Origin of the sequence: Lysinimonas soli (assembly GCF_042655435.1) — a bacterium.
Lineage (GTDB): Bacteria > Actinomycetota > Actinomycetes > Actinomycetales > Microbacteriaceae > Lysinimonas > Lysinimonas soli.
This window is the reverse complement of the sequence record NZ_JBHSMG010000001.1, coordinates 1,221,762-1,245,069: the sequence shown is the minus strand read 5'-3', so window position 1 is coordinate 1,245,069 and position 23,308 is coordinate 1,221,762. Positions and strand designations below refer to the sequence as shown.

At 69.4% G+C, this 23,308-nt stretch carries 21 protein-coding genes; 6 read left to right on the top strand and 15 right to left on the bottom strand.

What is annotated here, in order from left to right:
- Positions 1-5: 5 nt before the first annotated feature.
- The 6 genes from kdpC to map form a co-directional block, all read right to left on the bottom strand.
- The gene (gene kdpC, locus ACFPJ4_RS05935; protein ID WP_386739380.1) at positions 6-596 is read right to left on the bottom strand and encodes a potassium-transporting ATPase subunit KdpC; all 591 of its coding nucleotides are present in this window, start codon (positions 594-596) and stop codon (positions 6-8) included.
- A 31-nt stretch (positions 597-627) separates the two neighbouring features.
- Positions 628-2,754 carry a potassium-transporting ATPase subunit KdpB gene (kdpB, locus tag ACFPJ4_RS05930; protein ID WP_386739378.1) on the bottom strand — a complete coding sequence of 709 codons (2,127 nt, stop codon included), beginning with the start codon at positions 2,752-2,754 and terminating at the stop codon, positions 628-630.
- Between the two features lie 5 nt (positions 2,755-2,759).
- On the bottom strand, positions 2,760-4,448 hold the full coding sequence (gene kdpA, locus ACFPJ4_RS05925; RefSeq protein ID WP_386739377.1) for a potassium-transporting ATPase subunit KdpA: 1,689 nt from the start codon (positions 4,446-4,448) through the stop codon (positions 2,760-2,762).
- Complete coding sequence (locus ACFPJ4_RS05920) at positions 4,448-4,537, bottom strand: potassium-transporting ATPase subunit F (protein WP_386739376.1); 90 nt, start codon at positions 4,535-4,537, stop codon at positions 4,448-4,450. Before ACFPJ4_RS05920 ends, kdpA begins: the two co-directional genes overlap by 1 nt.
- A gap of 206 nt (positions 4,538-4,743) precedes the next feature.
- Positions 4,744-5,496 carry a polyphosphate--glucose phosphotransferase gene (ppgK, locus tag ACFPJ4_RS05915; RefSeq protein ID WP_386739374.1) on the bottom strand — a complete coding sequence of 251 codons (753 nt, stop codon included), beginning with the start codon at positions 5,494-5,496 and terminating at the stop codon, positions 4,744-4,746.
- A 19-nt stretch (positions 5,497-5,515) separates the two neighbouring features.
- Complete coding sequence (gene map, locus ACFPJ4_RS05910) at positions 5,516-6,400, bottom strand: type I methionyl aminopeptidase (protein WP_386739373.1); 885 nt, start codon at positions 6,398-6,400, stop codon at positions 5,516-5,518.
- Positions 6,401-6,461: 61 nt separating this feature from the next.
- Here map and ACFPJ4_RS05905 point away from each other — a divergent pair, with 61 nt between their 5' ends.
- Positions 6,462-6,641 (top strand): methionine aminopeptidase, encoded by a 180-nt coding sequence (locus tag ACFPJ4_RS05905; RefSeq protein WP_386739371.1) that lies wholly within the window; start codon positions 6,462-6,464, stop codon positions 6,639-6,641.
- A gap of 3 nt (positions 6,642-6,644) precedes the next feature.
- Here ACFPJ4_RS05905 and ACFPJ4_RS05900 read toward each other — a convergent pair whose 3' ends face one another.
- The 4 genes from ACFPJ4_RS05900 to ACFPJ4_RS05885 are packed head-to-tail and all read right to left on the bottom strand — an operon-like array spanning position 6,645 to position 10,743.
- Positions 6,645-7,439 carry a DUF72 domain-containing protein gene (locus ACFPJ4_RS05900; RefSeq protein WP_386739369.1) on the bottom strand — a complete coding sequence of 265 codons (795 nt, stop codon included), beginning with the start codon at positions 7,437-7,439 and terminating at the stop codon, positions 6,645-6,647.
- 35 nt (positions 7,440-7,474) lie between these two features.
- Positions 7,475-8,290: a 3-methyl-2-oxobutanoate hydroxymethyltransferase gene (panB, locus tag ACFPJ4_RS05895; protein WP_386739368.1), complete on the bottom strand. Its 816-nt coding sequence runs from the start codon at positions 8,288-8,290 to the stop codon at positions 7,475-7,477.
- 9 nt (positions 8,291-8,299) lie between these two features.
- Entirely contained in the window at positions 8,300-8,995 is a 696-nt protein-coding gene (locus ACFPJ4_RS05890; protein WP_386739367.1) for a lysoplasmalogenase, read from the bottom strand.
- Complete coding sequence (locus tag ACFPJ4_RS05885) at positions 8,992-10,743, bottom strand: NAD+ synthase (protein WP_386739365.1); 1,752 nt, start codon at positions 10,741-10,743, stop codon at positions 8,992-8,994. The genes ACFPJ4_RS05890 and ACFPJ4_RS05885 overlap by 4 nt, the downstream gene beginning before the upstream one ends.
- A gap of 61 nt (positions 10,744-10,804) precedes the next feature.
- Here ACFPJ4_RS05885 and ACFPJ4_RS05880 point away from each other — a divergent pair, with 61 nt between their 5' ends.
- Genes ACFPJ4_RS05880 through ACFPJ4_RS05870 form a run of 3 tightly spaced genes read left to right on the top strand, consistent with a single transcriptional unit; the run spans position 10,805 to position 15,509 of the window.
- Entirely contained in the window at positions 10,805-12,142 is a 1,338-nt protein-coding gene (locus ACFPJ4_RS05880; RefSeq protein ID WP_386739364.1) for a glutamine synthetase family protein, read from the top strand.
- 59 nt (positions 12,143-12,201) lie between these two features.
- On the top strand, positions 12,202-15,123 hold the full coding sequence (locus ACFPJ4_RS05875; RefSeq protein ID WP_386739363.1) for a bifunctional [glutamine synthetase] adenylyltransferase/[glutamine synthetase]-adenylyl-L-tyrosine phosphorylase: 2,922 nt from the start codon (positions 12,202-12,204) through the stop codon (positions 15,121-15,123).
- Entirely contained in the window at positions 15,120-15,509 is a 390-nt protein-coding gene (locus ACFPJ4_RS05870) for a PNPOx family protein (protein ID WP_386739362.1), read from the top strand. Before ACFPJ4_RS05875 ends, ACFPJ4_RS05870 begins: the two co-directional genes overlap by 4 nt.
- Positions 15,510-15,597: 88 nt before the next feature.
- On the opposite strand, the gene glnA is transcribed toward ACFPJ4_RS05870, so the two are convergent.
- A complete protein-coding gene (gene glnA, locus ACFPJ4_RS05865; RefSeq protein WP_386739781.1) occupies positions 15,598-17,022 on the bottom strand; it encodes a type I glutamate--ammonia ligase in 1,425 nt (474 codons plus the stop codon).
- Between the two features lie 180 nt (positions 17,023-17,202).
- Between glnA and ACFPJ4_RS05860 the strand changes: the two genes are divergently transcribed.
- Positions 17,203-17,616, top strand: coding sequence for an RDD family protein (locus ACFPJ4_RS05860; RefSeq protein WP_386739361.1), 414 nt, complete (start codon positions 17,203-17,205; stop codon positions 17,614-17,616).
- Positions 17,617-17,767: 151 nt separating this feature from the next.
- Here the strand turns inward: ACFPJ4_RS05860 and ACFPJ4_RS05855 are convergent, their stop codons facing one another.
- Genes ACFPJ4_RS05855 through lipB form a run of 3 tightly spaced genes read right to left on the bottom strand, consistent with a single transcriptional unit; the run spans position 17,768 to position 20,200 of the window.
- The gene (locus ACFPJ4_RS05855) at positions 17,768-18,472 is read right to left on the bottom strand and encodes a DUF4191 domain-containing protein (RefSeq protein ID WP_386739360.1); all 705 of its coding nucleotides are present in this window, start codon (positions 18,470-18,472) and stop codon (positions 17,768-17,770) included.
- 28 nt (positions 18,473-18,500) lie between these two features.
- Entirely contained in the window at positions 18,501-19,511 is a 1,011-nt protein-coding gene (gene lipA / locus ACFPJ4_RS05850) for a lipoyl synthase (RefSeq protein WP_386739359.1), read from the bottom strand.
- Complete coding sequence (lipB, locus tag ACFPJ4_RS05845) at positions 19,508-20,200, bottom strand: lipoyl(octanoyl) transferase LipB (RefSeq protein WP_386739358.1); 693 nt, start codon at positions 20,198-20,200, stop codon at positions 19,508-19,510. The genes lipA and lipB overlap by 4 nt, the downstream gene beginning before the upstream one ends.
- A gap of 112 nt (positions 20,201-20,312) precedes the next feature.
- Between lipB and ACFPJ4_RS05840 the strand changes: the two genes are divergently transcribed.
- Positions 20,313-21,845 carry a protein kinase domain-containing protein gene (locus ACFPJ4_RS05840; protein WP_386739357.1) on the top strand — a complete coding sequence of 511 codons (1,533 nt, stop codon included), beginning with the start codon at positions 20,313-20,315 and terminating at the stop codon, positions 21,843-21,845.
- Here the strand turns inward: ACFPJ4_RS05840 and sucB are convergent.
- Complete coding sequence (gene sucB / locus ACFPJ4_RS05835) at positions 21,842-23,302, bottom strand: 2-oxoglutarate dehydrogenase, E2 component, dihydrolipoamide succinyltransferase (protein ID WP_386739356.1); 1,461 nt, start codon at positions 23,300-23,302, stop codon at positions 21,842-21,844. The two genes, ACFPJ4_RS05840 and sucB, sit on opposite strands and share 4 nt — an antisense overlap.
- Positions 23,303-23,308 lie beyond the last annotated feature (6 nt).

Sequence of the window (23,308 nt, the reverse complement as noted above, 5' to 3'; positions counted from 1 at the left end):
GATGATCACTTCAGCGCGGTGAGGGCGAGGTTGAGTTCGAGCACGTTGACCGTCGGCTCGCCGAGGTAGCCGAGGTCGCGGCCCTGGACGTGCTTCTCGACGAGCGAGCGCACGTCGGCCTCGGCCAGCCCCCGTGCGTGAGCGATCCGGGGTACCTGCAGCAGCGCGTAGGCCTCGCTGATGTGCGGGTCGAGGCCGGAGGCCGACGCGGTCAAGGCGTCCGCGGGGATCTGCTCCGCGCTGACGCCGTCGAGCTTCTCGATCGCGGCCTGCCGGCTCTTGATCGCCGAGATCAGGTCCTTGTTCTCGGGCCCGTAGTTCGAGCCGCTCGAGGCACCCCCGTCGTACCCGTTGCCGGCGGCCGAGGGGCGCGACTGGAACCACTGGGGAAGAGCGTTGCCCTTCTTGTCGGTGAACGACTGGCCGATCAGCGAGGAGCCGACGACCGTGCCGTTCCTGGTGACGAGCGAGCCGTCGGCCTGCGACGGCATCGCCGACCCGAGGCCCCAGACGGCGAGCGGGTAGAGGATGCCGCACACGACCGTGATGACGAGCATCGCGCGGATCGAGACCCACGCCTGGCGGGAGAGCTTCATGGCAGTTGTCCTTCGTGTCGTTCTCGGGGGCTCAGAAGCCCGGGATGAGGGTGACGATGAGGTCGATGATCTTGATGCCGATGAACGGGGCGATGATGCCGCCGAGCCCGTAGATCAGCAGGTTCCGGCTGAGGATGCTCGAGGCAGAGCGCGGGGTGTAGCCGACCCCGCGCAGCGCCAGGGGGATCAGGGCGACGATCACGAGCGCGTTGAAGATGATCGCCGACAGGATCGCCGACGCCGGCGAATGCAGGTGCATCAGGTTGAGCGTCGCGAGGCCCGGGAAGACGCCGGCGAACATCGCGGGGATGATCGCGAAGTACTTCGCGACGTCATTGGCGATCGAGAAGGTGGTCAGCGAGCCGCGCGTGATGAGCAACTGCTTGCCGATGCGCACGATGTCGATCAGCTTGGTCGGGTCCGAGTCGAGGTCGACCATGTTGCCCGCCTCTTTGGCCGCGCTCGTACCGGTGTTCATCGCGACCCCGACATCCGCCTGGGCGAGCGCGGGTGCGTCGTTGGTGCCGTCGCCGGTCATCGCGACCAGGTTGCCGCCCTCCTGCTCCTTCTTGATGAGGGCCATCTTGTCTTCGGGGGTCGCCTCGGCGAGGAAGTCGTCGACGCCGGCCTCGGCGGCGATCGCCTTGGCGGTCAGCGGGTTGTCGCCGGTGATCATGATCGTCCGGATGCCCATCGCCCGCAGCTCGGCGAAGCGCTCCTTCAGGCCGTCCTTGACGACGTCCTTGAGGTGGATGACGCCGCGCACGGTTCCGACACCGGCCGCGTCCTTCGACGCGACGACGAGCGGCGTGCCGCCCGACTGCGAGATCCGGGTCACGACGGCGTCGAGATCGGTCTGCACCGAGGCGGGGACCTTGCCGACCCACTGCGCGATCATGGAAGCCGCCCCCTTGCGGATCTGCGACCCATCGCTCAGATCGAGGCCGCTCATGCGGGTCTGGGCGGTGAACGGCACGAACTCGGATCCCGTCGGGATCGCGACCGGCCCGCCCGCCAGGGTCACTACCGAGGTGCCCTCGGGCGTCGGGTCGGCGAGCGAGGAGAGGCGGGCGACATCGCTCAGCTCCGCGTCGGTGGTGTCGCCGAGGGCGACGAACTCGGACGCCTGCCGGTTTCCGTACGTGATCGTGCCCGTCTTGTCGAGCAGGAGGGTCGTCACGTCGCCCGCGGCCTCGACCGCGCGGCCCGACATGGCGAGCACGTTGTGCTGCACCAGGCGATCCATCCCCGCGATGCCGATGGCGCTCAGCAGAGCGCCGATCGTGGTCGGGATCAGGCACACCAGCAGGGCGACGAGGATCACGAGCGTGGTCGCCCCGCCCGCGTAGGCCGCCATCGGGTTCAGCGTGAGAACCACCACCAGGAAGATCACGGTGAGGCTCGACAGCAGGATGTTGAGGGCGATCTCGTTGGGCGTCTTCTGACGCGACGCCCCTTCGACGAGCCGGATCATCCGGTCGACGAAGGTCTCGCCCGGCTTCGAGGTGATCTGCACCACGATGCGGTCGCTGAGCACGCGGGTGCCGCCGGTCACGGCGCTGCGGTCGCCGCCGTGCTCGCGCACGACCGGGGCCGACTCACCGGTGATCGCCGACTCGTCGACGCTCGCGATGCCGGCGATGATGTCGCCGTCGCCCGGGATGACCTCGCCAGCCGACACGATCACGACGTCGCCCAGCCGCAGCTCGGCCGACGCGACCTCGACGACCGTCGCCTGCAGGGCATCCGGGTCGCCCTTCGCGTCGTAACCGGCGACCCGGTGGGCCAGCGTGGTGGTGCGGGTGGCGCGCAGCGATTGCGCCTGGGCCTTGCCGCGCCCCTCGGCGACGGCTTCGGCGAGGTTCGCGAACAGCACCGTGAGCCACAGCCAGACCGCGATCCCCGCGCTGAAACTCGGGGCGAGCGGGCCGGCGCTGGTGATCTGCGCGCCCAGGAACGGCTCGGCGATCGCGAGCGCGGTCGTGAACAGGGCACCGACCTCGACGACGAACATGACCGGATTGCGCCACATCAGTCGCGGGTCGAGCTTGCGGAACGTGCCGGGAAGAGCCTCGAGGAACAGGCGGGGCGAGAGCGCCGCGCCCGCGCGCGGCGTGCGCACCGGTGCCGGTGCCTGGGTGGGAGTGAGGGTGGTCATGTCGGTTACTTCAGCCCTTCCGCCAGGGGACCCAGCGCGAGAACGGGGAAATAGGTGAGAGCGGAGACCAGGAGCGTCGTCCCGATCAGCAGCCCGACGAAAAGGGGCCGATGCGTCGGCAGGGTCCCCGCGGTCACGGGCACCTTGTCCTGTTGAGCGAGCGAGCCGGCGAGGGCCAGTACGAACACGATGGGGAGGAACCGCCCGAGGAACATGACGACGCCGAGCGCCGTGTTGAGCCAGACGGTGTTGGCGGTGAGCCCGGCGAACGCCGAACCGTTGTTGTTGGCGGCCGAGGTGAACGCGTAGAGCACCTCGCTGAAGCCGTGCAGGCCCGGGTTCCAGATCGAGGTCTTCTCGAGCTCGGCCCGCACCGCGGGGATCGCGAAGCTGAGGCCCGTGCCGAGCAGCACGAGGGTCGGGGTGGCGAGGATGTAGAGGCTCGCGAGCTTCATCTCGCGCGGGCCGATCTTCTTGCCCAGGTACTCGGGCGTGCGCCCGACCATGAGGCCGGCCACGAAGACCGCGATCACGGCGAGCATCAGGATGCCGTAGAGCCCCGCCCCGACGCCGCCGGGCGCGACCTCGCCGAGCATCATGTCGGTCAGGGTCACCGCGCCGCCGAGCGCCGTGTAGCTGTCGTGCATCGAGTTCACGGCGCCTGTGGAGGTGAGCGTCGTGGACGAGCCGAAGATCGTGGAGGCGACGATGCCGAAGCGATCCTCCTTGCCCTCCATGGCCCCGCCGGCGAGCTGCGGCGCCGTGCCGTGGGCGCTGAGTTCCGCCCAGGCCAGCAGGAGGTTCGAGGTCACCCAGAAGATGGCCATGGTCGCGACGATCGCGACGCCTTGGCGACGGTCGCCGAGCATCCGGCCGAAGGTGCGCGGGAGCGCGAACGGGATGAGCAGGAACAGGAAGATCTCGAACAGGTTCGTCCAGGCGGTCGGGTTCTCGAACGGGTGGGCGGAGTTCGCGTTGAAGAACCCGCCACCGTTGGTCCCGAGCTCCTTGATCGCCTCCTGCGAGGCGACCGGGCCGCCCGGAATGGTGGCGGTCGATCCGGTGATCGTCGTCACGTGCTGGAAGCCCGCGAAGTTCTGGATGACGCCTCCGGCGATCAGGATGACGGCCGCGACGACCGAGATCGGCAGCAGGATGCGCAGGATCCCGCGAGTGAGGTCGACCCAGAAGTTGCCGATCGTGCCGCTGCGGCGGTACATGAACCCGCGCACGAGGGCGATGGCGACCGCGATGCCGACGGCGGCCGATACGAAGTTCTGCACGGCGAGGGCGAGCATCTGCACCGTGTAGCCGAGGGTGGTCTCGGGCGAGTACGACTGCCAGTTCGTGTTGGTCACGAACGAGATCGCCGTGTTGAACGACAGGGGTTCGCTCGGCTGGGAGAGGCCGAGCGACATCGGCAGCCAGGTCTGGATGCGCTGGAACAGGTAGACGACGAGCACCCCGACCGCCGAGAAGGCCAGGACCGAGCGCAGGTACGCCCCCCAGCTCTGCTCGGCGTCGCCGCTCGCTCCGATGACGCGATAGAAGCCGCGCTCGAGCTTGAGGTGCTTGGGATCGGTGTAGACCCGGGCCATGTAATCGCCGAGCAGCACGTGCCCGAGGCCCAACAGGACGATCAGGGTGATCAGCTGGGCGGCGAAGAGCACCCACTCGGTGCCGACGGGCGTCATCAGAACCGCTCCGGACGTACCAGGGCGACGATGACGTAGCCGATTGCGGCGACGGCGAGTACGCCGGCGATGATCGAGAACACGATCACAGCTTCTCGACCCCCTTCGCCACGAGGACGACGAGAGCGGTGAGGGCCAGGATCGCAACGACATAGATGACGTCGAGCACGGAGTCTTCTCCATCCGGTCAAAGCACGTGCAAGTGCGCTGCGGCGAATGCCACGGATGGAGTCAATACCCTGCGGCACGACCCGGGTCAGGGACTAACGACTCCCTAACGGCCGCGCGCGTATCCCTAACGGGCGTGCACCGCCATCGCCGCGGCGCCGAGGATGCCCGCGTTGTTGCGCAGCGCGGCGGGCACGATGGGAGGACGCAGCTTCAGCAGCGGCAGGAATTCCTCGTAACTCTTCGAGACGCCTCCGCCGACGATGATGAGGTCGGGCGAGAACAGGAAGTCGAGCGTCTCGTAGTACTTCTGCAGCCGCCGGGCCCACTGCTTCCAGTCCAGCCCCTCGCGTTCCTTCGCCGAGTAGGAGGCGCGCTTCTCGGCGTCCTTGCCGCTCACCACGAGGTGCCCGAGTTCGGCATTCGGGATCAGAACGCCGTTGTAGAGCAGGCCGCTGCCGATGCCGGTGCCGAGGGTCGTGAGGATCACGAGGCCCGACTTGCCCTTCGCCGCGCCGTAGCGGGCTTCGGCGACGGCCGCGGCATCCGCGTCGTTGATGAAGGTGATATCGCGGTGCAGGGCCCTCTCGAACGCCGCCTCCGCGTCGAGCCCGACCCACTTCTTCGACACGTTGGCCGCCGACATGGTGCGCCCGTTCAGGATGATCGCGGGAAAGCAGACCCCGACCGGAACGCCGTCGGCCTTCGGCCCCATGCCCTCGAGCATCTTCACGACCTCGGCGATGATCGCGTCCGGTTCGCCGCCCTCGGGCGTGGGCACCTTGAAGCGCTCGCTGACCAGCTCGCCGGCGTCGACGTCGACGAGAGCTCCCTTGATGCCGGTTCCGCCGATATCGATTCCGATGGCCAGGGTGCTCACGTGGGTCCTCTCGAGGCGGTCAGGGCAGGGTCAGGATATCGGCGCCGCGCTCGGTGACGACCAGGGTGTGTTCGAACTGGGCGGTCAGGCTGCGGTCGCGGGTGACGACCGTCCAGCCGTCGGCCCACTCGTCCCACTCGGTCGTGCCGGGGTGGGCGGGAGTACCCATCGTCAGCATCGGTTCGATCGTGAAGACCATGCCGGGCTCCATGACCGTGGCGAAGCCGGGGGAGGCGTCGTAGTGCGGGATGACGAGCCCGGAGTGGAAGGCCGAACCGACCCCGTGCCCGGTGTAGTCCTTGACGACCCCGTACCCGAACCGCTTGGCGTAGCTCTCGATCGCGCGGCCGATCACGTTGATCGAGCGGCCGGGAGCCACGGCCCTGATTCCCCGGGCGAGGGCCTCGCGGGTGTGGCTGACGAGATCCGTGGTCTCTGGCGAGATCTCACCGACGGCGAAGGTCGCGTTGAGGTCGCCATGCATGCCGTCGTGGAACGCCGTGATGTCGATGTTGACGATGTCACCCTCCAGCAGGACGGTGTCGTCGGGGATTCCATGGCAGATCACCTCGTTGATCGAGGTGCAGATCGACTTGCGGTAGCCGCGATATCCGAGCGTCGAGGGATAGGCGTCGTGGGTGATCAGGAACTCGTGACCGATCGCGTCGAGGGCGTCGGTCGTGACGCCGGGCCGGATGGCGGCGGCCACCGCCTCCAGAGCCTGTGCCGCGATCCGGCCGCTGGTGCGGATGCGCTCGATCTCGGCGGGGTCGTAGCGGTCGTCGCCGTCGTAGTCGCGGGGGCCCGCCTTGCCGACGTACTCGGGGCGGGGGATCGTGGTGGGCACGGGGCGCGGCGCCGAGATCCGTCCGGGGAGGAGGCGGCCGTGCTCGTCCCGGGACATGCCCCGATTCTACGAGCCGCGGGACTGCCGGGCCGGACGTCGACGCGGTTAGGCTGGCGGCATGACGCAGTGGTGGTACAACCACAAGACCGGCGAGGTCGAAGAGGGCCCCAAGTCGCTGGGATCGGATCGTGACGGGCCGTATGCGACGCGGGAAGACGCGGCGCGCGCCCCCGAGATCGCGCAGGAACGCGCGCGGGCCTGGGCGAAGGAGGACGCCGCCGAGGGGGATGACGACTGAGGGCTAGCCCGTCAGCCGCTTCAGCAGTTCCATGGCGTCGAAGGGCGCCCGCACCTTCTGGTCGTTGTCGAAGTACACGTAGACGTCGCGGTCGTGATCGAGGTGGTCGCGGGTCCACTCCTCCCATTCGTCGAGCCCCGCGGCGTCGTAGCCGCTCGTGTAGAGCTCCTTGTCACCGTGCAGTCGCGCGTAGGCGAAGTCGGCGGTGACCCAGTCGAGCTTGGGCCAGCGTCCGGCGCTGTCGCCGAGCACCGCGGCGACGCCGTGCGCTTCGAGAAGCGACGCGAATTGCTGGTCGTCGAAGCTGAAGTTGCGCGGCTCGATGGCGTGCCGCACGGGTCTCTCTGCGTCGGTCTCGAGGTACTCCTTGCCCGTCATCCGTTCGCTGCGCCCCTTCGCCACCGCGACCGCCTCGCTCGTGGTGTGCGGCAGCAGAGTCAGGAACGTCTCGAGCTGCTCGGGGTCGAAGTCGAGGTTCGGCGGCAGCTGCCACAGGATGGGGCCCAGCTTCGCGCCCAGGGCGAGTACCCCCGAGGCGAAGAAATTGGCGACCGGCTCCGCCACGTCGTCGAGACGGCGGATGTGCGTGATGAAACGGGGCGCCTTGACCGAGAACACGAAGTCGTCGGGGGTGGCCTCGCGCCACTTCTGCCAGCTGGCCGGCTTCTGCAGCGAGTAGAACGAGCCGTTGAGCTCGATCGAGTTGACCCGCGAGGCCGCGTAGGCGAGCTCGTCGGACTGCCGAAGCCCCCTGGGGTAGAACTCACCGCGCCAGGGCTCGTACACCCAGCCGGACATCCCGACGTGGTACCGAGCCATCGCGCGACTCCCGCTCAGCCCTGGTAGCTGTTCTCCGGGCCGGGGTACGCGCCCGAGACGACGTCGGCGGTCCAGGCCTTCGCGGCATCCGTCAGCACCTGCGACAGGTTGGCGTACTGCTTGACGAAGCTCGGAATGCGGCCCTGCGTGAGCCCGGCCCAGTCGGTCCAGACGAGCAGCTGCCCGGTGGTGTGCGGCCCGGCGCCCACGCTGATCGTGGGGATCTTCAGCTCATCGGTGACACGTTTGGCGGCCTCGGCGGGGACCATCTCGAGCACGACCGCGAACGCCCCGGCGTCTTCGACGGCGTGCGCGTCGGCGAGCAGCTGCTCGACGCCCTCGCCGCGTCCCTGGATCACGTGGCCGCCGAGCTGGTGCTCGCTCTGCGGGGTGAAGCCGATGTGCGCCATGACGGGGATGCCGGCCGAGACGATCCGGCGGATCTGCTCGGCGCTGCGCACGCCGCCCTCGAGCTTGACGGCGTGGGCGCCGGTCTCCTTCATGAAGCGGAACGCGGAGTGCAGCGCCTCGTCGGGGCCGGTCTCATATGAACCGAACGGCATGTCCCCGACGACGAAGGCGCGCTTGACCGCTCCGGCGACCGCGCGCGTGAGCGGGATCAGCTGATCGAGCGTGACGGGCAGCGTCGTGTCGTAGCCGAAGACGTTGTTGCCGGCCGAGTCGCCGACCAGCAGGAAGTCGATGCCTGCCTGGTCGAAGATCGCGGCGGTGAGCATGTCGTAGCTCGTGAGGCCGGTGATCTTGATGCCCTGCTCCTTGGCGTTCTGAAAGTGCCGGGTGCGGACTCGCTTGATCACTGCGTCTGCCATGGCGTCAGTCTAGGCTTCGGCGACCGTCGAGGGCGGGTTGGTGCGGGGGCGGGAAAGCAGCATCCCGAGGACGATGCAGGCCTGCGCCGCCAGGTAGGCGAGCATGATCAGGAACTCCGAGACGTCGTCCTGGAACAGGGGCGTGAACAGCCGGAAGGCGAGGAACGAGTCCGAGGCGAGGAACAGGATGCCGCCCACGCTCGTGAGCGCGGTGCCTCGCGTCGAGGCGACGGCCATGAACCCCAGCGCCGCCCCGTAGAGCGCGACGAGCGGCAGCATCCCGCCCAGGTGCGGGGCCAGAAGGGCCAGGAGGGCCGCGAACCACGGGATCGCGAGCAGGCCGAACGGTGAGGGTCGCCGCGGTCGGAAGGAGAGCTCGAACATCGAGATGTAGGCCAGGTGGGCCGCGAAGAACAGTCCGAGACCCAGCGTGAGCCGGTCCAGGAAGACGTCGCCCAGCCACGAGAGAGCGAGACCTGCGAACAGCAGCGCCGTCACCGGTGGGCGGGGCCGAGGCGTCGAACCCAGCAGCACGACCGCGGCTCCTGCCGCGAGAGTCGGCATCTCGAGCGCCTTCGTGACGTGGTCGAGCGCGCTGTCGTTGGTGAACTTCGTGACGAGCTGCACGACCGTCACGGCGACGTACGGCACGAATGCGGCCAGGCGGTAGCCGAGTCGCCAGCCGAGATCGGTGGTCGTCGTCATCGGCCCGCCCACCGGGACGTGATCGGCACGCGCCGGTCACGACCGAACGCCATACCCGAGATCTTGGGTCCGATCGCCCCTTGGCGGCGCTTCCACTCGGCGCGGTCGACCAGGCCGGCCACGAACTCCACCACCTCGCGGTCGAAGCCCTGGGCGACGATGTCGGCGACACCCAGGCGCCGGTTCACGTACCCGTCGAGCACGGCGTCGAGCACCTCGTACGGCGGCAGCGTGTCCTGGTCGGTCTGATCGGGACGCAGTTCGGCGCTCGGCGGCTTGCTGATCGAGTTCTCGGGAATCGGGGGGCGTTCCCCGCGCGCGAGGGCGGCCTCGTTGCGCCAGCGGGCGAGCTCCCAGACCTGGGTCTTGGGCACATCCTTGATCGGGGCGAAGCCGCCGGCCGAGTCACCGTAGATCGTCGAATAGCCGACCGCGAGCTCGGTCTTGTTGCCCGTGGTCAGCACGAGATGGCCGCGCATGTTCGACTCCGCCATGAGGATGACGCCCCGGATGCGCGCCTGCACGTTCTCGGCGGCCGTTCCGCGCAGGCCCAATTGGGTCTCGATCGGGTGGACGAGCTCGGCGATCGGCTGGGTCGAGTAGTGGAGCCCGATCCGCTCGGCGAGGTCGTCGGCATCGGATCGCGAGCCGGGGGAGCTGTAGCGGCTGGGCATGCTCACCCCGTGCACCCGGTCCGCTCCGATCGCGTCCGCGGCCAGGGCGGCGCACACGCTCGAGTCGATGCCGCCCGAGAGCCCGAGCACGACGCTCGCGAAACGGTTCTTCCGCACGTAATCGCGCAAGCCGAGCACGAGGGCGTTCCACAGCTGTTCGCGATCGTCGGGGAGTACGGCCACATCCGGTGCGGCTGCCCGGGCGGGGGTGTCGTTGCGGGCGGCCACCTCGACGAGCACGACGTCGTCGGCCCGCGGGTGATCAATCGCGTCGGCCGGGTCGACATCGACGATCAACAGGTGCTCGCGGAACTGCGGCGCGCGCGCCAGGATCGTGCCCGCGCCGTCGACGACGACGCTGTCGCCGTCGAACACGAGCTCGTCCTGACCGCCGACGATGTTGACGTACGCCACGATCGTGCCGGTCTCCCTCGCTCGCCGGGTCACGAGGGGAAGCCGCGTCTCATCCTTGTCCCGTTCGAAGGGCGAGGCGTTGATGACCAGCAGCAGCCCGGCGTCCGCGCGGAGAACCCGGGCGATCGGGCCGCCGTCGCGCCAGAGGTCCTCGCAGATGATGAGCGCGACGTCCGCCGCCGGCCGCCCCGGTTGTGCGACCCGGAGCACGAGCAGCTCGTCGCCCGGGATGAAGACGCGGTATTCGTCGAACACCGAATAGTTCGGCAGGTGGTGCTTGGCGTAGCGGGCTCGCACCTCGCCCCCCTGCAGCACGCTCGCGCAATTCTGCGCGATCGCCGTCGGCGCGTTGGAGCTGCCGAGCGTGCGCGGTTCGAAGGGGCCGTCCGGATGCCCGACGATCACGACGAGCTCGCCTAGGCCTTGCGCGGCGAGGCGGACGGCGAGTGCGTCGACGGCGACGTGCGACGCGCGCAGAAATCCGGGCTGCGATGCGAGGTCTTCGATCGGGTAGCCGCTGATGGCCATCTCGCCCGTCAGCAGGATGTCGGCGCCGGCCTCCCATGCCCGTCGCGCCGCGGCGATGATCTGCTCCGAGTTGCCCTCGAAGTCACCGACGATGGGGTTGGACTGTGCCAGTGCCAATCGCAGTCGGGGCATGACGGTAGCCTAGACGGGAGGCACACGGTGCATCCGTGGCGGGCGACCAGAAGGGGCTTGCATGGACAAGCAACGTGACTTCGTTCTTCGCACGATCGAGGAGCGCGGCGTCAAGTTCGTGCGCCTGTGGTTCACGGATGTCGTGGGCACCCTGAAGTCGGTCGCTCTGGCGCCGGCCGAGGTGGAGGGCGCGTTCAGCGAGGGCGTCGGATTCGACGGCTCGGCGATCGAGGGGCTGACGCGCTCGTACGAGGCCGACGTGCTCGCGCATCCGGATCCGGCGACGTTCCAGATCCTGCCGTGGCGCGGCGAGATCGACCCGACGGCGCGCATGTTCTGCGACATCATGACGCCCGACGGCCAGCCGGCGGCGGCGGACCCGCGCAACGTGCTGAAGCGCACGCTCGCGAGCGCGGCCGATCGCGGCTTCACCTTCTACACCCACCCCGAGATCGAGTTCTACCTGCTCAAGTCGAGCAAGCTCAAGAACGGCGTCGCCCAGCCCGTCGACTCGGCCGGCTACTTCGACAACGTGCCCGGAGGCACGGCGCACGACTTCCGTCGGCGCTCGGTGCGCATGCTCGAAGACCTCGGCATCTCGGTGGAGTTCAGCCACCACGAGGCGGGCCCGGGCCAGAACGAGATCGACCTGCGCTACGCCGACGCGTTGACGATGGCCGACAACATCATGACCTTCCGCACCGTGATCAAAGAGGTGGCGATCGAGCAGGGCGTCTACGCGACGTTCATGCCCAAGCCGTTGACCGATCATCCGGGGTCGGGCATGCACACCCACATGTCGCTTTTCGAGGGCGACACGAACGCCTTCTTCGATGCCGCGGGTCAGTACCAGCTGTCGAAGATCGGCCGTCAGTTCGTCGCCGGCCTGCTGCGGCACGCCCCCGAGATCACCGCGGTGACCAACCAGTATGTGAACTCCTACAAGCGGCTGTGGGGCGGCGACGAGGCTCCGAGCTACCTCACCTGGGGGCACAACAACCGCTCGGCGCTCGTGCGGGTTCCGCTGTACAAGCCCGGCAAGGGCAATAGCGCCCGCGTCGAATACCGTGCCATCGACTCGGCGGCCAACCCCTACCTCGCGTTCTCGCTGCTGCTGGCGGCGGGGCTCAAGGGCATCGAAGAGGGTTACGAGCTGCCGCCCGAGGCCGAAGGCGACGTCTGGAGCCTCACCGACGGCGAACGCCGCGCCCTGGGCTTCGACGGCCTGCCCGCAAGCCTGGATGCCGCCCTCGCCCTGATGGAAGAGAGCGAGCTCGTCGCCGAGACCCTCGGCGAGCAGGTCTACGAGTACGTGCTGCTCAACAAGCGCCGGGAATGGGCGGGGTACCGCTCGCAGGTCACGCCCTTCGAGCTCGAGAGCAACCTGGAGATCCTGTAGCGTCCGTCGTCGCGACGGCGCCAAGAGGGGACGACGGTGGCGGCCCGATGAGATCGACGATGACGCTCACCGAGTTGGCGCGGCTGGGTTTCGCCGACCTGGGCGCAGCCGGCGAGGGCGTGGCCGAGGTGCCCGCCGAGCGGATCGGCAACTTCGCGCACGTGGCCGATCCCGATCAGGCGCTCCGGCTGCTGCGCGGTCTGCTCGACTCGGCGCCGGATGCCGTGGCTCCTCTCCTGGCCGACGACGCCGCCACTCTGCGCCTGCTGCGCGTGCTGGGTGCGTCCTCCGGGCTGGGGGACTTCCTCATCCACCATCCCGAACAGCTCACGGTGCTCCGGGAGCGGATGACAGCCCTTCCCGACGCGGGCGAGATACGCGCGACCCTGATGGCGGCCGTCGGCGACGCCCAGGGGGAGGCGGGCTGGAACGCCATGCGGGTGGCGTATCGGCGCGAGCTGACCCGTCTCGCCGCCTGGGACCTCGAGCAGCCGGAAGGGCTGCAGGTCGTGGATCGGGTCGCCGCGGGGCTCGCCGACCTGGCCGCGGCCGCGCTCGATGCCGCGCTGGCGCTCGCCCGCGCCGCGAGCCGGTTTCCGCCCGATCAGGTCGCGGCGACCCGGCTGGCGATCATCGGTATGGGCAAGGCAGGGGCGCGCGAGCTCAACTACCTCAGCGACGTGGACGTGATCTTCGTCGCGGGCGGATCCGACCCCGATGGCGATCACCCCGTGGTCAGTGACGAGCGGGCGGTCGAGATCGGCACGCGGCTCGCCATGGATACGATGCGCGCCATCCACGAACTCGCCGTCGAGCCGCCCCTGTGGGAGGTCGACGCCAATCTGCGCCCCGAGGGCAAGGACGGTGCCCTCGTGCGCAGCCTCGACTCGCACCTGGCGTATTACGAGCGCTGGGCCAAGAGCTGGGAGTTCCAGGCGTTGCTCAAGGCGCGCGCGATGGCGGGTGACCTCGAACTAGGTGAGCGCTACGTCGACAGGGTCGCCCCCATGGTGTGGTCGAGCGCCTCGCGCGAGAACTTCGTGGAGTCGGTGCAGCAGATGCGCGAGCGGGTCACGGCCCACATCCCTCCTGACGAGGTCGACGTGCAGCTCAAGCTCGGGCCCGGCGGTCTGCGCGATGTCGAGTTCACGATCCAGCTGCTGCAGCTCGTACACGGTCAGACCGACCCCGAGGTGCGTCAGCGGGCCACGCTCGACGCGCTGATCGCCCTGGCCGAGCGCGGCTACATCGGCCGGGTCGAGGCCGCCGAGTTCGGCAAGGACTACCGCTTCCTGCGGCTGCTCGAGCACCGCATCCAGCTCTCGCGCCTGCGGCGCACCCATCTCATGCCGCGCGACCCGGATGCGCTGCGGGCGCTCGCGAGGGGATCCGGCCTCGCGACCACCTCCGACGCGCTCGTCGAGGCGTGGCAGCGCACCAAGCACGCGGTGCGCAGCCTGCACGAGCGGCTGTTCTACCGCCCTCTCCTGTCGGCCGTGGCCGGTCTTCCCGGCGACGGGTTCGCCCTCACCAGCGCCCAGGCCGAGGCGCGGCTGGCGGCGATCGGATTCCGTGACCCGCGGGGCGCCCTGCACCACATCGCGGCGCTCACGCAGGGGGTGTCGCGGCGGGCCCAGATCCAGCGCAACCTGTTGCCGGTCATGCTCGCCTGGTTCGCCGAGGGCGCCGACCCGGATCTGGGGCTGCTGGCCTTCCGCAGGCTGAGCGACGATCTGGGGGAGACCTACTGGTTCCTGCGGATGTTGCGCGATTCCTCGGGCGCGGCCCGTCGGCTGACGAGCGTGCTCTCGGGCTCGCGCTTCGTCGGGGTGCTGTTCGAGCGCATCCCGGAAGCCGCCGCGTGGCTCGAGTCCGATGGCGAGCTGCGGCCGAGACCGCTGAGCGAGCTGCTGGCCGAGACGGCGGCGACGGTGGCCCGCCATTCCGGAGATGTGGATGCCGCGGCGCTCGCGTTGCGCACCGCCCGCCGCCGTGAGGTGCTGAGGTTGGCGCTCGGGGCGATCATCGGCATGGTCACGATCGAAGAGCTGGGCGTCGCCCTGAGCGACATCACGACGGCGATCCTGACGGGCGCGCTCGGGCTCGTGCACCGCTGGGGCGACGGCATCGAGTTCGGCATCGTCGCGATGGGGCGGTACGGCGGCGAGGAGCTCGGATTCGGCAGCGACGCCGACATCGTCTACGTGTACCGGCCGGCCGGGGCCTCCGACGAGGAGGCGCAGCAGCGCGCGGAGACGATCGTGAAAGAGTTGAAGCGCCTCACCGAAGACATGCGGCTCCCGCTCGACCTCGACCTGGGATTGCGTCCCGAAGGCAAGAACGGCGCCGTCGTGAGATCGCTCGAGTCGTACCGGGCGTACTACCGGCGCTGGTCGCTGACCTGGGAGGCGCAGGCCCTGCTCCGGGCCCGCGCCGCGGTCGGTGACCCGGACCTCCTGGGCGTCTTCGAGGAACTGGCCGACGAGGTACGGTATCCGGCATCCATCTCGGTCGCCGACGTGCGCGAGGTCAAGCGGATCAAGGCGCGCGTCGAGGCCGAGCGGCTTCCGCAGGCGGCCGATCCGGCACGGCACCTCAAGCTCGGACGCGGCTCGCTGAGCGACGTGGAGTGGTTCGTCCAGCTGCTGCAACTGCAGCATGCGGCGGCGGTGCCGACGCTGCGCACGACCTCGACCCTCCGCGCCCTCGACGCTGCGGTCGCGGCCGAGCTCGTTCCGGCGGCGGACGCCGCCAAGCTGCGCGCGGCTTGGATCATCGCGTCCCGCGCCAGGTCGGCCATGACCCTGTGGACGGCGAAGACAGCCGACGTGCTGCCCACCGATCGCCAGCAGCTCGAGGGCGTCGCGCGCCTGCTGGAGTACCCACCGGGGGGTGCTGCAGGCCTCGAAGAGGACTACCTGCGCACGACGCGTCTCGCGCGCCACGTGTTCGAGCGGCGGTTCTACGGAGAGCGCAAGTGAGCGCGCGCTCGCTGTGGCTCGCCTTCATCAAGCGAACGGTCAATCCGCTGGCGGTCCGCTCCGCGCTGCGCGGCAGAGGACCGTTCTCGATCATCGAACACATCGGTCGGGTCAGCGGGAGGCGATATAGGACGCCCATCATCGTTGCGCCGGTGGCCAAGGGGTTCGTGGCCGAACTGACTTACGGACCGAAGGTCGCGTGGTACCTCAACTCGGGGGCGGCGGGCGGCTGCGTCCTGCGCTACCGCGGGAGCGCATTCCGCGTCGACGCGATCGATCGTCTGGACGCAGATGCCGGTCTGCGCGCGTATGGAGCGCCCCGATCATGGATCCTGCGTCTGCTGCGTCGCCACGACTTCCTGCTGCTGCACGTGGCTGGTCGCTGAGGGGGCATCCCGCATCCTGAGCAAGACGTCGCGCAACGCGAACGGGCCGCCTCCGGAAGGAGACGGCCCGTCGTGATGCGGCTGGGAATCAGACCCCGAAGTACAGCTCGTACTCGAAGGGGTGCGGGCGCTGGGCGAAGGGCAGCAGCTCCTTCTCGCGCTTGTAGCTGATCCAGGTCTCGATCAGGTCCTCGGTGAAGACGCCTCCCTCGAGCAGGAAGTCGTGGTCGGCCTCGAGCGCCTTGAGCGCCTCGTCGAGCGACCCCGGCAGCTGCGGGATGGTCTTGGCCTCCTCGGGGGGAAGCTCGTAGAGGTCCTTGTCGACGGGCTCGTGCGGCTCGATCTTGTTCTTGATGCCGTCGAGGCCGGCCATGAGCTGCACGGCGAAGGCGAGGTACGGGTTGCCGGAGGCGTCGGGCGCGCGGAACTCGATGCGCTTGGCCTTCGGGTTGGTGCCCGTGATCGGGATGCGGATCGACGCCGAGCGGTTGCCCGCCGAGTAGACCAGGTTGACCGGGGCCTCGAAGCCGGGGATCAGCCGGTGGTACGAGTTGACCGTCGGGTTGGTGAACGCCGAGATCGCCGCGGCGTGCTTCAGGATGCCGCCGATGTACCAGCGCGCGATGTCGCTGAGACCGCCGTAGCCCTTCTCGTCGTAGAACAGCGGCTTGCCGTCGTTCCACAGCGACTGGTGCGTGTGCATGCCCGATCCGTTGTCGCCCATGAGCGGCTTCGGCATGAAGGTCGCGACCTTGCCCCACTCGAGGGCGGTGTTCTTGACGATGTACTTGAACTTCAGGATGTCGTCGGCCGCGTGGACCATCGTGTCGAACTTGTAGTTGATCTCGCCCTGGCCGGCGGTGCCGACCTCGTGGTGGCTGCGCTCGACCTCGAGACCGACCTCGATGAGCTTGAGCACGATGTCGTCGCGCAGGTCGGCGTGCTGGTCGACCGGCGTGACGGGGAAGTAGCCGCCCTTGTACGGGGTCTTGTTGGCGAGGTTGCCGCCCTCCTCGTCGCGACCGGTGTTCCAGGCGGCCTCGCTCGAGTCCACCTCGTAGTAGCTCTTGTTCTGCTTCACCTCGTACTTGACGTCGTCGAAGATGTAGAACTCGGCCTCGGGGGCGAAGAAGGCGGTGTCGGCGATGCCGGTGGAGGCCAAGTACTTCTCGGCCTTCTTGGCGACCTGGCGCGGGTCACGGCCGTAGACCTCGCCGTTGCGCGGGTTGTAGATGTCGAAGACGATGACGAGGGTGCGCTCCGTGCGGAACGGGTCGACGTAGGCCGTTGAGATGTCCGGGATGAGCTGCAGGTCGGACTCGTGGATCGACTGGAAACCGCGGATCGACGAACCGTCGAAGAGCTGGCCGACCGAGAAGAAGTCCTCATCCACCGTCGAGGCGGGGATGTTGAAGTGCTGCTGGATGCCGGGAAGATCGGTGAATCGGATGTCGAGGAACTTGACATCCGTGTCCTTGATGAACTTCAGGACCTCGGATGAGTCGCTGAACAGAGGGGTGGACATAGAGAGTTACTCCAAGGGCCGTGGAACGAGTGAGACTGCGGACCGCAGCCTCTCATGAGGCTAGGGGTACGGGGTTTCCCGACCGTGACGCAATTGTTTCCGGCATGTTACGGGTCCCTATGGGGATGCCGATGCGGGCCGCCGGAGTGCGCGACCTAGGCTGAAGGGATGACCGTTCCGAAGTCCGACAGCTGGCCCGGCGCGCGGCTGGGGCTGCCCGACGACGGACCGCGTTCGGTGGCCCGCCTCGGCCGTCGGATCGGGGCGATCGCGATCGACTGGGCCATCGCGTCCGCGGTGTCGTGGCTCCTGGTGCGTCAGCCCGACGGCTCGACGAACCCGTGGGTCACCTTGGGCGTGTTCGCGGCGCTCCAGGTGATCTTCCTGCTGTTCTTCAACGGCGGCATCGGGCATCTGGTGCTGCGGATGCGCGTGGTGCCGGTGCGGGGAGGGGCGCTCGCTCCCTGGCGCCCCGTCGTGCGCACGCTGCTGCTGTGCCTGGCGATTCCCGCCCTGATCTGGGATCGCGATCAGCGTGGTCTGCACGATCGGCTCGCGGGGACCGTGCTCGTGCGGGTGTAGCTGCGACGCGGGGCGCCGGGCGCCGACACCGGCGCCGGGCGCCGACGAGCACGATGTCGGATGTCGTGGCCTCACACCGACGTGCCGTCGACATTGCGCCGTCTCATCCGACATCGTGCACGACGGACGACGGCACCGAACGCGGGAAGGCTCAGCGGGGCCGCGGCGCCCGTACGCGCGTCGGGTCGATGCCCTTGGGGATCGGCAGCCCGTTCTTGCCGAGTGAGGTCAGGCGGTTCGACACCGCCAGCACCTCCGCCTTCGTGAGCACGTTCTTGTAGCGCGCCATCTTGGGCACGATGCGGTGCAGGGGAGTCGCGTCCGGGTCCGGCCCGACGTAGAGGAAGTTGACCGGCACGTTCGGCAGGATGCGGTGCACGTTGGCGCGTTCCTTGTCGAGCATCGGCTGCGTGCGCGACCGGGGCCCCTCGCCGATGAGCACGACCCCGCCGCGCCCGACCGCGCGGTAGATCGCATCCTGGGTGCGCGGGCTGACGTTGACGGGCATCTCGCTGCCGGTCCAGCTGCGTCGCAGACCGCTCTTGAGCACGGCGCCCACGGCACCGGGTTCTCCGGCGATCTGACCATACGCCGCCTTCTCGGCACGGCGACCGAGCACGATGAGTCCGATCAGGACACCCGCGAGCACACCGGTGATGATGTAGAGCACGAGACCGAGCACGTTCGTGCGGGAGAGCACCACGCCGAGGATGATGCCGGCGCCGATCGGGGCCGCGAGGCAGAGGATCAACAGCCAGACGATCGACGAGTCGTATCGCCGGGTCATCTGGAACACCTGCCACATCTGCTTCAGGCGGCCGGGTTCCTTCTCGGGCTTGGTGGTGGGACGTGCCATGGATTCAGGATACGGGCCCGCGACGGGCTCAGGACACCGCCTGCGCGAAGCCCAGCTCGGCATCCGCGAGGTGCTGCAGGTGCGCGGGGATGTCGCGCCCCTTCGCCATCATCGAGCGGGCCCACAGCCGGCCGGCACGGTAGCTCGAGCGGACGAGCGGTCCCGCCAGCACACCGAGGAATCCGATCTCCTCGGCCTCGGCCTTGATCTCGACGAATTCCTCCGGCCGCACCCAGCGCGCTACCGGTAGATGCCGCGCGCTCGGGCGCAGGTACTGCGTCACGGTGATGATGTCGGTGCCGGCGTCGTGCAGGTCGCGCAGCGCCTGGCTGATCTCGGCGCGCTCCTCGCCCATGCCGAGGATCAGGTTCGACTTGGTGATGAGTCCGGCCGCGCGGCCCTGGGTCAGCACGTCGAGCGAGCGTTCGTAGCGGAACGCCGGGCGGATGCGCTTGAAGATCCGGGGGACCGTCTCGACATTGTGCGCGAACACCTCGGGGCGCGACGAGAACACCTCGGCGAGCAGATCCGGATTGCCCGAGAAGTCGGTGGCGAGGATCTCGACCCCGGTACCCGGGTTCTGGGCGTGGATCTGCCGCACGGTCTCGGCGTGCAACCAGGCGCCCTCGTCGGGCAGGTCGTCGCGGGCGACTCCCGTGACGGTCGCGTAGCGCAACCCCATCGCGGTCACCGACTCGGCGACTCGGCGCGGCTCGTCCGTGTCGTAGTCGGCGGGCTTGCCGGTGTCGATCTGGCAGAAGTCGCACCGCCGGGTGCACTGGCTGCCGCCGATGAGGAAGGTGGCCTCCTTGTCCTCCCAGCACTCGTAGATGTTCGGGCAGCCGGCCTCCTGGCACACCGTGTGGAGGTTCTCCTCCTTCACGAGGTGCTGCAGTGCCGTGTACTCCGGGCCCATCTTGGCGCGGGTCTTGATCCACTCCGGCTTGCGCTCGATCGGGGTCTCGGCGTTGCGGACCTCGAGGCGCAGCAGCTTGCGTTCGGCCGGCTCGTGCGCCTGGCCGTTGGTGATCGTGCTCATGCGGGAACCGGGGTCTCTCGGGTGGGATCGGTGGCCAGGCTCGGGGCGAGATGCTCCGCGAAGAGCCGCTCGACGATCGGCGCCACCTCGGCCGGGGTGACCACGCGGCCCGGCTCGCGGCGCGCGAGCTCGCGCGTGATGCTGGTGACGCCGGCATCCGAGATGCCGCACGCGACGATCGGGACGTAGGCCTCGAAGCCGTTGCTGCAGTTGAGGGCGAAACCGTGCATCGTGACGCCTTCGGCGACACGGATGCCGATGGCCGCGATCTTGTCGCCGTTCGGTCTGGAGGAATCGACCAGCCAGACTCCGCTGCGTCCTTTCACCCGCACACCGGGGATGCCGAACTCGGCGAGCACGGCGATGAGCATGCCCTCCAGGCGTCGCACGTAGGCGACGACGTCGATCGGATCCGCAAGCCGGACGATCGGATAGCCGACCAGCTGTCCGGGACCGTGCCAGGTGATCTTGCCCCCGCGATCCACGTCGATGACGGGCGTGCCGTCGATCGGCCGTTCGTGGGGCTCCGTGCGTTTGCCCGCGGTGTACACCGAGGGGTGCTCGAGGAGGATGACAGTATCTGACGCCCGGCCACTCGACACGGCGGCGTGCGTGGCACGCTGCTGCTCGAGGGCCGTCAAGTACGGCACGGAGTTGGCGCTTAGCCCCGTGTCGACGTAGTCGACCATGTCCTCAGTCTAGGCACGTCCGGCTGGTCCTTCCGGCGCCGCGCAGCGACGCGTCCTCCACGGGGCTTGTCGATGGGCGCCGGGGCCCCGGTTCTCGAGGCAGCCTGGATCGATGATCGTGTCGGATGTCGCCCTCGCCCCCCACCAGCGCGCGGGCTACCGGGTGCTGCGTTCCCTGTCGCGTGACGAGCACGCCGAGGTGCTGCTCGGCTTCCTCCCCGGCGAGGAGGGTCGCGAGTCGACCGCGGTCGCCCTCAAGGCGTTCCCGGCCACGGCCGAGGTCTGGCGGCGCGTGATCGCCGAGCTGGAGGCGCTGGAGCGCGCACGCGGGCCCCACGTGGTCGAACTGCGCGATGTCGATGCGGACGATGCGGGGATCACCCTGATCTTCGAGCGACTGCCCCGGGGCAGCCTCGCCGAGCTGCTCAGGGTTCGCGAGCAGCTCGACGGGGGAGAGGCGGTCACCCTCCTGGCTCCGATCGCGACCACGATCGCGAGGATGCACAGCGCGGGTGTCGCCCACGGAGCGCTCGGGGTGCGCACCGTGTTGTTCCGCGCCGATGGCGCTCCGACCCTGATCGGGTTCGGTCGGGCCGATTGCTTCGCGCCGTCCGCTCCTGAGGTCGTGCTCGAGAGGGTCGAAGCGGTTGTCGCGGACCGGGCAGCGGTACGTGTACTGATCGCCGCCGTGCTGGGGCGGGTGAGGGGCCCGCGCGCGCGGGCCGCCCGTGAACTGCTCGCCGCGATCGAGGGCTGTCCGGATGAAGCGCTCCTTCCGCTCGTCACCTCGCGGATCTTCGAGCTGGCGGCCGCGGTTCCGGTGCGGTTCAGCGTCGACGAGCAGCCGAAGCCGGATGCGCGCTCCGACCGCGTGGTGCCGCTCGGTGATCCGGTTCGCGAGGCTCCGGGGTCGGCATCCTGGTCCGCTGCCCTCGGCAGGGTGCTGGCACGACTGGTTCCCGAGTCATGGGCGCGACGGGCCGTCGACGCGGTCGAGGCGAGCCTCCTGGCGACCGTGATCAGACCGGCCGCGGCTGCCGCGCTCCGCCGGTGGCACGGCTGGAGCGGCCGTCGGCGCCGGGCGATCCTGGCGGTGGCGGCGGGAGCGATGACGATCGCGGTCGTCGCGGCGGTTCTGCCGAGTTCCGACGCCGTCATCGTGCGGCCCGCGTCGGAGACGTCGCACGCGTCAGGAACGACGCAGGGATCGGCGTTCCCCGGCGGGGAGACCGAGGCTGTCATCCACGGCGACGATCCGATCGCCGCGACGCTCGCCCTGGTCCGGGCGCGGGAGCGCTGCCTGACCTCGCTCTCGCTCGGGTGTCTCGACGGTGTGGACCAGGCCGACTCCGGAGCGATCCGCGACGACCGTGCGGCGATCCGCGCGGCGCAACGAGGCGGCGAGCCCGCTGATCCGCTCGTGCGCGACCTCGCCCGGCTCGCGCCCGTGCTGATCGAGCGGCTGGGGGATTCGGCCTTGGTTCGGCTGACGGAGGCGGCCCGCGCGGAACAGAGGGCGGCGCCGATCCCGGGCACCGAACCGGCCTCGATCCTTCTGGTGAAGGCCGAGGCCGGATGGCGGATCCGTGATGTGATCGCGGCCGCGCGGGCTACCGGTCCGCAGCCCGCGACGGGTCCGGACTAGATCCCGAGCTGACCGGCGAAGTCGCCGCCTTCGAGCCGGTTCTTGACCGCCGTGAGGAACCGTGCGGCGTCCGCTCCGTCGACGATGCGGTGGTCGTACGAGAGGGCGAAGTAGACGGTCGAGCGGATCGCGATCGCGTCGAGACCCTCATCGCTGACCACGACCGCCTTCTTGGCGACGATGCCCGTTCCGAGAATGGCGACCTGCGGCAGGAACACGACGGGCGTGTCGAACAGCGCACCGCGCGATCCCGTGTTGGTCAGCGTGAAGGTTCCCCCGGCGAGCTCGTCGGGCTTCAGCTTGTTCTCGCGGGTGCGCTCGGCGAGGTCGGCGATCTGATGCGCGATCTCGGCAAGATTCAGATCGCCCGCGTTGCGCAGTACCGGGGTGAGGAGTCCGCGCTCGGTGTCGACCGCGATGCTGATGTTCTCGTGGTCGGGGTAGACGATGCTGTCGCCGTCGATCGTCGCGTTGATGATCGGGTACGCGCGCAGAGCCTCGGCCGCGGCGAGCGTGAAGAACGGCAGGAAGTTCAGCTTCGTGCCGGTCTTGGCCTGGAACGCGGCCTTGACCTGGTCGCGGTACGCCGCCACCTTGGTCACGTCGATCTCCACGACCGTCGTGAGCTGGGCCATGGTCTGCATCGAGACCACGGCGCGCTCCGCGACGACCTTGCGCAGGCGCGACATCGGAACGGTCGTTCCGCGCAGCGGCGACACGGCGGGTGCGGGAGCCGGTGTGGCGGGAGCCGTCGGCGCCGCGGTCGGTGCGACCGCAGCGGGGGCGACGGCGGCGAGCACATCCTGCTTGCGGATGCGGCCCCCGACTCCGGTTCCGGACAGACCGGACAGGTCGACGCCCTGCTCGTGGGCGAGCTTGCGCACGATCGGCGTGACGTATCCCGCATTCACGCCGGTCGGGGGAGCAACGGCGGCCGGTGCCGCGACGGGCTCGGGCGCGGCGACGGGCTCGGGCGCGGCGACGGGCTCGGGCGCAGCGACGGGCTCGGGCGCCGCGACGGGCTCGGGCGCCGCGACGGGCTCAGGCGCCGCGACGGGCTCAGGTGCCGCGACGGGCTCAGGTGCCGCGACGGGCTCGGGTGCCGCAACGGGCTCAGGTGCCGCAACCGGCTCAGGCGCGGCGACAGCTTCGGGAGCGGCGACGGGCTCGGGAGCGGCAACCGGCGAGGCCGGTGCCTCGGCGGGAGCGGCTGCTCCCGATCCGTCCCCGATGGTCACGAGCGCGGTGCCGACCTCGACGGTCTCGTCCTCCTGGACGAGGATCGCCTCGATGACACCCGCGACAGGCGACGGGATCTCGGTGTCGACCTTGTCGGTCGAGACCTCGAGCAGCGGCTCGTCGACCTCGACGCGGTCGCCGACCTTCTTGAGCCAGCGGGTCACCGTGCCCTCGGTCACACTCTCTCCGAGTGCGGGAAGGCTGACGGATTCGCTCATCGGTGA